12 protein-coding genes and 1 pseudogene are annotated in these 10,427 nt (G+C 74.0%); 4 read left to right on the plus strand and 9 right to left on the minus strand.

What is annotated here, in order from left to right:
• Together AC1DUQ_RS09900 and AC1DUQ_RS09905 are read right to left on the minus strand one after the other, a co-directional pair.
• Positions 1-257, minus strand: a pseudogene (locus tag AC1DUQ_RS09900) (hypothetical protein); the annotation flags it as partial.
• Positions 254-583 (minus strand): DMT family transporter, encoded by a 330-nt coding sequence (locus AC1DUQ_RS09905; RefSeq protein ID WP_477061303.1) that lies wholly within the window; start codon positions 581-583, stop codon positions 254-256. The gene AC1DUQ_RS09905 and the pseudogene AC1DUQ_RS09900, both read right to left, overlap by 4 nt.
• A gap of 107 nt (positions 584-690) precedes the next feature.
• Here AC1DUQ_RS09905 and AC1DUQ_RS09910 point away from each other — a divergent pair, with 107 nt between their 5' ends.
• Positions 691-1,656, plus strand: a complete 966-nt coding sequence (locus AC1DUQ_RS09910; RefSeq protein WP_477061632.1) for a 1,4-dihydroxy-2-naphthoyl-CoA synthase — start codon at positions 691-693, stop codon at positions 1,654-1,656.
• On the opposite strand, the gene AC1DUQ_RS09915 is transcribed toward AC1DUQ_RS09910, so the two are convergent.
• From AC1DUQ_RS09915 to AC1DUQ_RS09925, 3 genes are all read right to left on the minus strand, one after another.
• Positions 1,653-1,817 (minus strand): hypothetical protein, encoded by a 165-nt coding sequence (locus AC1DUQ_RS09915; protein ID WP_477061302.1) that lies wholly within the window; start codon positions 1,815-1,817, stop codon positions 1,653-1,655. The genes AC1DUQ_RS09910 and AC1DUQ_RS09915 overlap by 4 nt on opposite strands.
• Positions 1,818-1,937: 120 nt before the next feature.
• Positions 1,938-3,014: a DUF3048 domain-containing protein gene (locus tag AC1DUQ_RS09920; protein WP_477061301.1), complete on the minus strand. Its 1,077-nt coding sequence runs from the start codon at positions 3,012-3,014 to the stop codon at positions 1,938-1,940.
• 62 nt (positions 3,015-3,076) lie between these two features.
• Positions 3,077-4,171, minus strand: coding sequence for a DUF3048 domain-containing protein (locus tag AC1DUQ_RS09925; RefSeq protein WP_477061300.1), 1,095 nt, complete (start codon positions 4,169-4,171; stop codon positions 3,077-3,079).
• A 93-nt stretch (positions 4,172-4,264) separates the two neighbouring features.
• Here AC1DUQ_RS09925 and menE point away from each other — a divergent pair, with 93 nt between their 5' ends.
• Together menE and AC1DUQ_RS09935 are read left to right on the plus strand one after the other, a co-directional pair.
• Positions 4,265-5,401, plus strand: a complete 1,137-nt coding sequence (gene menE / locus AC1DUQ_RS09930) for an o-succinylbenzoate--CoA ligase (RefSeq protein WP_477073728.1) — start codon at positions 4,265-4,267, stop codon at positions 5,399-5,401.
• Complete coding sequence (locus AC1DUQ_RS09935; RefSeq protein WP_477061298.1) at positions 5,398-6,270, plus strand: 1,4-dihydroxy-2-naphthoate polyprenyltransferase; 873 nt, start codon at positions 5,398-5,400, stop codon at positions 6,268-6,270. Before menE ends, AC1DUQ_RS09935 begins: the two co-directional genes overlap by 4 nt.
• Here the strand turns inward: AC1DUQ_RS09935 and AC1DUQ_RS09940 are convergent.
• The gene (locus AC1DUQ_RS09940; protein ID WP_477061297.1) at positions 6,267-6,560 is read right to left on the minus strand and encodes a DUF4229 domain-containing protein; all 294 of its coding nucleotides are present in this window, start codon (positions 6,558-6,560) and stop codon (positions 6,267-6,269) included. The two genes, AC1DUQ_RS09935 and AC1DUQ_RS09940, sit on opposite strands and share 4 nt — an antisense overlap.
• 62 nt (positions 6,561-6,622) lie before the next feature.
• Here AC1DUQ_RS09940 and AC1DUQ_RS09945 point away from each other — a divergent pair, with 62 nt between their 5' ends.
• Positions 6,623-6,955, plus strand: a complete 333-nt coding sequence (locus AC1DUQ_RS09945) for a PLDc N-terminal domain-containing protein (RefSeq protein ID WP_477061296.1) — start codon at positions 6,623-6,625, stop codon at positions 6,953-6,955.
• An 18-nt stretch (positions 6,956-6,973) separates the two neighbouring features.
• On the opposite strand, the gene ccsB is transcribed toward AC1DUQ_RS09945, so the two are convergent.
• From ccsB to AC1DUQ_RS09960, 3 genes are all read right to left on the minus strand, one after another.
• Positions 6,974-8,023, minus strand: a complete 1,050-nt coding sequence (ccsB, locus tag AC1DUQ_RS09950) for a c-type cytochrome biogenesis protein CcsB (RefSeq protein ID WP_477061295.1) — start codon at positions 8,021-8,023, stop codon at positions 6,974-6,976.
• Positions 8,020-9,672: a cytochrome c biogenesis protein ResB gene (gene resB, locus AC1DUQ_RS09955; protein WP_477061631.1), complete on the minus strand. Its 1,653-nt coding sequence runs from the start codon at positions 9,670-9,672 to the stop codon at positions 8,020-8,022. The genes ccsB and resB overlap by 4 nt, the downstream gene beginning before the upstream one ends.
• Positions 9,673-9,712: 40 nt before the next feature.
• Positions 9,713-10,427: cytochrome c biogenesis CcdA family protein (locus AC1DUQ_RS09960; RefSeq protein WP_477073729.1), on the minus strand; the 715-nt coding region annotated here is incomplete at its 5' end.

Raw genomic sequence — 10,427 nt, forward strand, 5'->3', positions numbered from 1 at the left:
GTGACGGCCGGGGCGCGCGCGACGACGGCCCGGGCGTGCTCGGCCCATGCGTCGGCGAGCGCGCTGCCGGCCGCCGCCGCCAGCTCGTCGAGCGACGCGAAGTAGTACGTGGTGGCCGAGAGCGAGGCCCCTGCCTCGAGCGCGACGCGCCGGTGCGTGAGGGCACCCGGCCCCTCGCGCAGCATCAGGGTCGCGGCCGCGCGGGCCAGCTCCTCCCGGCGGCGCGCGCCCTTGCCCCGCACGCCCCGCCCGCTCATGCGTGCGCACCAGCCGAGGAGAGGTTGAGGCCCACGACGCCGGCGACGATGAGCACGAGCGACACGATCTTCAGCACCGAGACGGTCTCGTGGAACAGGACGACCGCGAGCACCGCGGTGAGCGCCGCCCCGATGCCGACCCAGACTCCGTAGGCGACGCCCACCGGGAGCGACTTCAGCGCCCAGGAGAGGCCACCGAGCGAGAGGACCGCGAAGACCACGAACATCACGCTGGGCACGAGCTTGGTGAAGCCGTCGGACGCCTTGAGGCTGAGCGCCCAGCCGGCCTCGAGCATGCCGGACAGGACGAGGACGATCCAGGCCATGGTGTGCACCTCCGCGTGCGCGCCGGGTGGCAACCTCCGCCGTCCCGCGCACGTTCTGGTACAAGCGTACCAGAACGCGTCTGCGCGGTTAGGCTGCCGCCGTGACCCTGCCTCCGCTGCCGGACTCCGTCTCCGAGACCTTCGACCCGACGCGCTGGCGCACGGTCGACGGGTTCGACGACCTCACCGACCTCACCTACCACCGCGGGTTCGCCCGCCCGAGCGCRGACCAGGTGGCCTCCGGCGCGGTCGCGCGGGACCTGCCCGTCGTCCGCGTCGCGTTCGACCGCCCGGAGGTCCGCAACGCCTTCCGGCCGCACACGGTCGACGAGCTCTACCGGGTGCTCGACCACGCGCGGACGACCTCCGACGTCGGCACCGTCCTGCTCACCGGCAACGGCCCGAGCCCGAAGGACGGCGTCTGGGCGTTCTGCTCCGGCGGCGACCAGCGCATCCGCGGTCGCTCGGGCTACCAGTACGCGTCGGGCGAGACCGCGCGGGACGTGGACCCCGCRCGCGCCGGCCGCCTGCACATCCTCGAGGTCCAGCGCCTGATCCGGACCATGCCCAAGGTCGTCGTCGCGCTCGTGAACGGGTGGGCGGCCGGGGGCGGTCACTCGCTGCACGTCGTCGCCGACCTCAGCATCGCCAGCCGCGAGCACGCCCGGTTCATGCAGACCGACGCCAACGTGGGCTCGTTCGACGGCGGCTACGGGTCGGCGCTGCTGGCGCGGCAGGTGGGGCAGAAGCGTGCCCGAGAGATCTTCTTCCTGGCCCGCGAGTACTCGGCGGAGCAGGCGCTCGCGTGGGGCGCGGTCAACGACGTGGTCGACCACGCGCAGCTCGAGGAGGCCGGGCTGGAGTACGCCCGGATCATGGCGACCAAGTCGCCGCAGGCCATCCGCATGCTGAAGTTCGCGTTCAACCTGGCGGACGACGGCCTGGCGGGGCAGCAGGTGTTCGCCGGCGAGGCGACCCGGCTGGCGTACATGACCGACGAGGCGGTCGAGGGGCGCGACGCGTTCCTGCAGCGCCGCGAGCCCGACTGGTCGGGCTTCCCGTACGCGTACTAGCTGCTGGACAGGGCCCAGCCGGCGAGGTCGACGATCGAGCCGAGGACGCCCGCGGCGCCGACGAGCAGCGCGACGAGGACGACGGCCGAGACGATGACCGCGCCGAGCGACCGGACGTCGTGCTCGACGGGTGTGGGGTGCGGGTGGGTGAGACTGGCCATGCGTCCAGCCTCGTCCGCGCACCCGACCTCGGGCATCGGTCCGCAGGCCCGTCGTGCTCCCGCCCTGGGGTGGCCAACCCGCCCCCGGAGATCATCCCGTGGGCGGACAACCTCTCCGGATCAGCCGACGGTGAGCGACCCGCTCCCGGCCGGCACGAGCTCGACCCAGGTGTTCCCGGGCGCCAGGTCCGCGGGCTTCCCGTCCGCCGTGAACAGCCGCATCGGTGCGTCCTGCGAGTCCTTCTGCCACCGGACGGCCACGGTCTTGCCGCCCGTCGCGACGACGCCGTCGCCGGCGCCCACGAGCGAGTAGGTCGGCACCGGGGCGCCACCCTGCGCACCGAAGCCGGAGTTCGGGTGGTCGGCCGTGATCGACACGACGTTGACGGCGGTCAGCCGCGCTCCGCTGCGTGCCGTCGCGGGTGCCGCGCCCTCCGACCGCGCCCAGGTGCCGCTGCCCGCGTCCCAGCCCCACGTCGGGTTGGACGCGGGTGAGAGCCGGAACGACAGGGTGTTCGCCGGCGTGCCGCTCACGACGGCCGCGGCGCGGTCGGCGCTACGCGCGAACGTGAACTGCTCGCCGGGCGGCGCCTGGTGGTTGGCGTCGGCCTGGTCCCAGAACGTCTGCGGGGTGCCGTACACGTTGTGCGGCGCCGCACGGTCCTTGGTCCGGTACATGCCGGGCGCTCCCGCGTCGTGGCTGATCATCTGCACGCCGCTGGCCGCCACGAGATCGAGGATGCCCTGCTGGCCACCCGAGAACGCGAGCAGCCCGTGCATCGGCGCCACGATGACGGGGTCCATCGGCCGGACCGAGCGGATCGGGCCCACCTCGGCCGGCACCTGCGAGTGGTACACCGCGATGAACCGCGACACGTCGAACTCGACGATGGTCTCCCAGACGACGTCCGCCTGCTCCAGCCCGGTCTGCGGGCGCGCCACCGCGGTGTTCTCGATCTTCACCGAGAGCGACGGTCGCGCAGCCGGCTCCCCCGCCACCCCGGTCAACGGCCAGGTGGGCGGGACGACCGGCACCGGCGCCGGCCCCTTGTCCGGCGCGATCGTCGGCCCCTGCACCACGGGCGGCGGCGACTCCTGCGGCGGTTCCTGCGGTGAGCTGCAGCCCGCGACGGCCAGCGCCAGCGCCGCGAGCAGCGCCGCTACGCCCCCCGTCCGTCGTCGTGTCGTCGTCGTCATCGCGTTCCCCCGTCGTCCACCTGCACTGCACCAGGCTGCCGTACCGGCCGGCCCGGGTCTTCTCAACTGATCGTGACGGCGCCCGAGGTCGTCGGCACCAGCTCTACCCACGTCGTCCCGGGCGCGAGCGTCATCACGGCACCGTCGGGCGTCGCGAGCGTGAGGACCGCGTCCGTGCCTGCCTTGGTCCACGTGCCGGTGACCGTCTTGCCCCCGGACGAGACGGTCGCGTCGCCCGTGCCCTCGAGCACGGTCTCCGGGACCGGGTTGCCGGCGGGGTCCTTGGTGCCGGAGTCGATGAGGCGGACCTTGAGCGTCACGACGTTCGTCGCGGCGATCCGGGCGCCGGACCGCACGGTCGCCGGGGTGGCACCCTCCGCGCGCAGCCACGTCGCCGTCCCCGCGTCCCAGGTCCAGGTGGGCCGCGCGAAGCCGGAGAGGCGCACGGCCACGGTCGACGACGGGCCTCCGGAGACCACCGCGGTGGCCTTCTCGGGCACCTTCGCGATGACGAACTGCGCGGCCGGCGCGGCGGAGTGGCTGCCGTCGGCCTGGTCCCAGAACGTCTGGGGCGTGCCGTAGACGTTGTGCGGCGCCGGACCGACGCCCTTCTTGCGGTAGAAGCCGCCCGCGCCCGCGTCCATGCTGATCGTCTGCAGACCCGCGTTCTTCAACGCCTGGACGAACGGCTGCTGACCGCCGGAGAAGGCGATGAGGCCGTGCAGCGGCGCGGCGATCGCCGGGTCCATCGGCCGGACCGAGCGGATCGGGCCCACCTCGGCGGGCACCTGCGACTGGTACACCGCGACGAACCGGGTGATGCCACCCTCGACGACCTGCTCCCAGACGACGTCCGCCTGGTCGAGACCGGTCTGCGGGCGGGCCTCCGTCGAGTTCTCCACCTTGATCGCGAGCGCCGGTCGCGTGGAAGCCTCCGGGGCGGTGACACCCGTGAGCGGCCAGCGCGGCGGGACGACGGGTGCGGGCGGAGCTGCCTTCGCGGGCTCGATGACGGGAGCCTGCGTCACGGGGGCGACCGGCGTGGGGTCGCTCGGCGGTCCGCTGCACGCGCCGAGCGCGAGCGTGGCGCCGGCGGTGAGGGCCACGAGCACGGCTGCCCGACGGCGGGCGGGCGAGGCGGTGAGGACGGACGGCACGGTGCTCCTTCGGGTGTGAATCGCGCGACACTCTACGGCGTGACGACGCCTCGCCCGGGCGGAGGCGCGCGCAGACGGACCTACGCTGGGCGGGTGAGCCGGCCCCTGCGTGACGTCCCCGCGCGGCCGGAGATCCTGCTCCCTGCGCTCGAGGCCGCGCTGACCGGCACCGGACCGGCCGTGTCGCCGGGTGCGGTCGACGCCACCGAGGTCCCCGACGCGGTCGCCGTGGTGGTGCGCACCTCGGGTTCCACGGGCGATCCCCGCGCCGTGCTGCTGTCGGGATCTGCCCTGCGCKCGTCGGCCGCCGCCACCGGCGCCCGGCTCTCCGGCCCCGGGCAGTGGCTGCTGGCGCTGCCCGTGCACCACGTGGCCGGGCTGCAGGTGCTGGTCCGCTCGGTGCTGGCGGGCACGGTGCCGGTGGCGATGACCTCGGGACCGTTCCGCGCGCCCGACTTCGTGGCGGCCGCCGACGCGATGGCCGGGACACGACCGCGGTACACCTCCCTGGTGCCCACGCAGCTGGTACGGCTGCTCGACGACCCCGCCGCGACGACCGCCCTCGCCTCGTTCGACGCCGTGCTGCTCGGCGGCGCCGCGACGAGTCCGGACCTGCTGGCCCGCGCCACCGCCGCGCACGTCCGCGTGGTCACCACCTACGGCATGTCGGAGACCTGCGGCGGGTGCGTGTACGACGGACGACCGCTGGACGGCGTGTCCGTGCACCTCGACCCCGACGGACGGATCCTGCTGGCCGGTCCCGTGCTGGCGGACGGCTACCTCGGGCGTCCGGACCTCGACGCGGCCGCGTTCGTGCAGGTGGACGGCGTCCGCCACCTGCGGACCACCGACGTGGGCACGTGGACCGGGGGGACTCTGCACGTGCTCGGTCGCGCGGACGACGTGCTGGTCACCGGGGGCGTCAAGGTGCCGCCCGGGCCCGTGGAGTCGGTGCTCACCGGCCTGCCCGGCGTCGGCGAGGTGTGCGTCGTCGGGATCCCGGACAGCGAGTGGGGTCAGCTGGTCGTCGCCGTCGTCGTCCCGCGGCCCGAYGTCGCCCCGCCCTCGCTCGCCGACGCCCGCGCCGCCGTCACCGACAGGCTCGGTGCCGCCCACGCGCCGCGGCACCTCGTGCTCGCGGACTCGCTCCCGCTGCGCGGGCCGGGCAAGATCGACCGTCGGGCCGCCACGCTGCTCGCCGCCCGCCACCTCGAGAGGACCTCCCCGTGACGACAGCCAGCGACTGGGTGCAGGGTGCACGACCGCGGACGCTCCCGGCCGCCGCGGCCCCCGTGCTCGTCGGCACCGGTGCGGCGGCCCAGCTCGGCGAGGCCGACCTCGGCAGTGGCGCGCTGGCGCTCGGTGTGGCGCTCGCGCTGCAGGTGGGCGTGAACTACGCCAACGACTACTCCGACGGCATCCGCGGCACCGACGTCGACCGCGTAGGCCCGCTGCGGCTCACCGCGTCCGGCACCGCCAGCCCGGGCACCGTCAAGGCCGCGGCGTTCGCGGCGTTCGGCGTCGCCGGCCTCTTCGGGCTCGCGCTGGTGTACGTGAGCGGCTACTGGTGGCTGCTCGGCGTCGGGGTGATCGCGATCGCGGCGGCCTGGGGGTACACCGGCGGCAAGAACCCCTACGGCTACCTCGGGCTCGGCGAGGTCGGCGTGTTCACCTTCTTCGGCCTCGTCGCGGTGCTCGGCACCACGTACACGCAGGCCGACGAGCTCTCGTGGCCCGCCTGGGTCGGTGCGGTGTCCGTCGGCATGCTCGCGTGCGCCCTCCTCATGGCCAACAACCTGCGCGACATCCCCACCGACGCCCTCGTCGGCAAGCGCACCCTCGCCGTGCGGCTCGGTGACCGCCTGGCCCGACGCGCCTACGCCGGGCTGGTGATCCTGCCCGTCCTGCTCGGCGGGATCGTGTGCGCGTTCGCGTCGCCGTGGACGCTCCTCGTCCTGCTCCTGCTGGCGCCGGCGGTCGTCCTCGCGGTCACCGTGCTGCTCGGCGCCCGCGGCCGCGCGCTGGTCCCCGTGCTCGCCGGGACCGGGATGCTGGAGCTGGGGTTCGGCGTCCTCCTGGGGCTGGGCCTGGCACTCTAGGAGTCCTGCGTCCGCGTGGCCTCGTCGGCCGCGTCCTCGACGTCGGCGTCCTCCTGCGCGCGCCTGCCGAGAACCGTCTTGTCCCCGGCCTGTCGCCGACGCTCCGCACGCTCGGCCAGCTGACGCGCAGCGGCGTCCCGCGGGCCGCTGAGCAGCACGTACGACAGCCCCCACGCCAGGAACGCGGCGACGACGGCCACGAGCCACGACCGCAGGCCGGCCCACCAGAGCAGACCGAGGCAGGCACCGAAGAGGGCGAGGCGCAGGACCGAGTAGACGACGAAAGGCACGGTCCCAGCGTAGGACGCTCCGCGGGGGCGCCCGTCCGCCGAGCGGCGTCTAGTCTGACGAGGTGAGGAACCTCGCCGTCCTGCTGATCATCGGACTGACCGTCTACTGCGTGTTCGACGTCGTCCGCAGCACCGCCGAGGAGCGGCTCGGGGTGCACCCGGCCTTCTGGGTCCTGCTGATCCTCTTCGTGCCGCTGCTGGGTGCGCTCGGGTGGCTCGCCGTGCGGTGGTCCCGACGCACCGCGGCCGCCGGGCAGCCGGGCACGCCGCGACAGAGCAGGCGGCCGACGGCTCCCGACGACGACCCCGAGTTCCTGTGGCGGCTCGACGAGGACCGCCGGCGGACCGACCCCGGCGCCTCGGGCGACGCGCCGCCGCCGCCCTCGGCTCCGTGACGGGTCCGACTGCGACGGTCAGACGCCCGAGTACGAGTGCTTCCCGGTGACCACCAGGTTGACGACCGTGAAGTTGGCCAGCACCACCGCGTAGCCGACGAACACGAAGTACGCCGCCCGCCGTCCGCTCCAGCCGCGGGTGGTCCGGGCGTGCAGGTAGGCCGCGTACACGACCCACGCCACGAACGTGCCGACCTCCTTGGGGTCCCAGCCCCAGTACCGACCCCAGGCGTGCTCCGCCCAGATGGCCCCGCCGATGAGCGTGAGGGTCCACAGGACGAACGCGATCGCGTTGAGCCGGAACGACATGGCCTCGAGCTCACGCGAGCCGGGCACCTGCTCGAGCCACCCGAACCGGCGCCCGCCGACGACCCGGCGGACCCGGTCGGCGCGCGCGGCGCCAGAGGAGGCTGCGACCGGCTGGCCGGACGCACCCACGGCCACCGCGGGAGCGTCGGCGGCGGCCTCTTCGCGGTAGCTCTTCAGCACCTGGAGCACCGACGCCGCGAACGCGACCGTGAAGATGCCGGTCGCGGTGATCGCGACGCCGACGTGGATGATCAGCCAGTAGCTCTGCAGGGCGGGCTGCACCTGGTCGGCCTGGATGAAGAAGGCGTTCAGCGCGAGCACGAGCGCGAGCACCGCCATGCCCGTGACGAGCACGCCGACGAACGCGATGATCCGGCGGCGCTGCACGAGGGTGAGCACGAGGACCGCCACGAAGACGCCGACGATCGTGAACTCGTACATGTTGGCGGTCGGCCAGCGACCGGCGGCGATCCCGCGCAGCACGATGCCGGCGAAGAGCATGACCAGGCCGAGCACCGTCGTGGACCGGGCGATGCCCTCGGCTCGCACCGACCGGCCGGGCGCGCTCTGCTCCTCGGAGCCGCTGATGGCGGTCGCAGGCCGGGAATCGCGCACGGCGCCCGCGGTGGCGAGCTCGGGGACGCGTCGCTGGGAACGCTCGGCGATCCGCGCGAGGTCGGCGCTGAACGCGATGAGCGCGATGGTGAACGCCGTGGCGGCACCCCACACGAGCAGGGTGCTCAGGTCACCGGTGGTCATGGCGTGCTCTCTCCAGAGGTCGGGCCGCGGGGGGCGACCGGGGATCCGTCGTCGGTCTGGGCGAGGGTCTGCGCGAGCACCCTGTCGAGCTCGGGCTGGAGGCCCACGTCGTCGCCGCGCGCCAGCCCGGCCGCGGTCACCACTGTACGACCGGTGTCCTCGCCGCCGCCTGGTGCGAACCGGAGCCAGAGGCGTCGCCGCGGGGCGAAGAGCGAGGTCGCGAGCCCCGCGAAGGCGAGCAGGGCGAAGACGAGCACGAACGGCAGTGCGGGGTCGTGCCGCAGGTCGAGCGCCACGTACCGGGGCAGGCCGTTGAACGTGAGGGTGCCGAGCCCGTCGGGCAGGTCGACCGTCTCCCCCGGGCGCACGTAGAGCGTGACCGTGGTGCCGTCGTCGTCGACAGCCTGGGTCATCCGCGCCTCGTCCAGCTGGTAGACGTTCTGCGGCACGCCGGTGTCGAGCCCGAGGTTCCCGGACCAGACCGAGAGCACGAGCAACGGGTCGGTCGGTTGCGGGTCGATCGACCGGTAGAGGTCCTCGCCCACCTCCTGCGCGGTGGGGAGCAGGTAGCCGACGATGCCGATCTGCTCCTGGTCGCCCGAGACGTCCGGCACCTTGAGCACGCCACGGGACGTGTAGACCTCGTCCTGCGGCAGGAACGGGGTGGGGCCGGAGAAGGCCACCTCGCCGGCGGCGTCGTGGACGGTGATGTCGGGTGCGTACCCGTTGCCCTGCAGGTAGACCTTCGCGCCGCCCGCGTCGAGGGGGTGGTTGACCTTGATGGTCTCCGCCACCGGCTCCTCGCCGGGGTTGGTGAGCGTGACGTGCGCGGTGAAGTCGCGCGACTGGAGCGTGTCGGGGTCGAAGCGGGACTCGAACTCGTCGAGCCGCAGCGTGAACGGGACGAGGTTCGACGGCGAGAAGGCGGTGCCCTGCTCGAACGTGTCGTAGTCCACCTGGGCGTTCGCGAACCCGCGGCCCTGCACGACGATCGCCTGCCCGCGGTAGTGCAGCACCTGCCCGGTGGCCACCGAGATGAGCAGCCCGACCAGCGCGAGGTGGAAGACGAGGTTGCCGGTCTCGCGCAGGTAGCCGCGCTCCGCCGAGACGGACCAGGTGCCGCCGCCCTCGTCGCGGGTGTCGACGCGGTAGGTCGGGACGAACGGCAACCAGCGCCAGCCGGAGCGCAGCACGGTGGCCGAGTGCTCGGCGGCCCGCGACGGGGGGACGTCGAGCGCCCCCGAACCCTGCGAGGGGAACCGAGTGAAACGCCGGGGCGCTCGGGGCGGCCGGCCGCGCACGCCCGCGAGGTGCACCCTGGTGCGCGGCAGGATGCAGCCGACGAGCGAGACGAACAGCAGGAGGTAGATCGCGGAGAACCAGACCGACGAGTACACGTCGAAGAACCCGAGCCGGTCGAGCCAGGGGCCGGTGGTCGGGTGGTCGGAGATGTACGTCGCGACCTTGGCGGTGTCCTGCGCGCGCTGCGGCCACACGGTGCCGGGCACGGCCGCGACCGCCAGGAGCATGAGCAGCAGGAGCGCGACGCGCATGCTCGTGAGCTGGCGCCACGCCCAGCGCAGCCAGCCGACGAGCCCGAGCGTCGGAAGGGTCGGCGGGGCGGACGTGGGAGCCTCGGTCGGCTCCATGAAGACGTCGGACAGGCCCTCGGGTCGGTGCGTCGTCACGTCACACCACCGGCACGAACGGGTCGCCGCCGACGAGGACGCCCTGCAGCCAGGACGCCCAGGTGCCCCACACGCCGGTGACCAGCGCGAGGCCCAGGATCACGAGCATCGCGCCGCCGAAGCGCATGATCGCCAGGCGGTGCCGGCGCAGGAACCCGAGGGCGCCCTTGCTCCGGTCCACGAACAGGGCGACCAGCAGGAACGGAAGCCCGAGCCCGACGCAGAACGCCACGGCCAGGAGCGCGCCGCGGCCTGCCGAGCCGCCGTCGAGCGAGAGCGTGAGGATCGCCGCGAGCGTCGGGCCGATGCAGGGCACCCAGCCGAGCCCGAACGTGATCCCCAGCAGCGGCGCACCCCAGAGGCCGGCGCGCGGCGCGAGGTGCACGCGCTTCTCGTTCTGCAGGAACGGGATGAGCCCGAGGAACCCGAGGCCGAGCACGATGACGACGACGCCGAGCACCCGCGTGATGACGTCCTGGTACTCCACGAGCACCCCGCCGAGCGAGCCCGCGAGCGCGGCCAGCGCGACGAACACGGCGGTGAACCCGGCGACGAACAGGGCGACGCCGAGCAGCACGCGGCTGCGCGCGGGGGCGGCGGTGCGGACGAGCGTGCTGCCCTCCGAGAAGGCGCTCTGGGCCGAGCCGGTCATGCCCCCGAGGTACCCGACGTAGGCGGGCACCAGCGGCAGCACGCACGGCGACGCGAACGACACC

This window comes from Cellulomonas sp. P4_B5_2 (assembly GCF_056402235.1).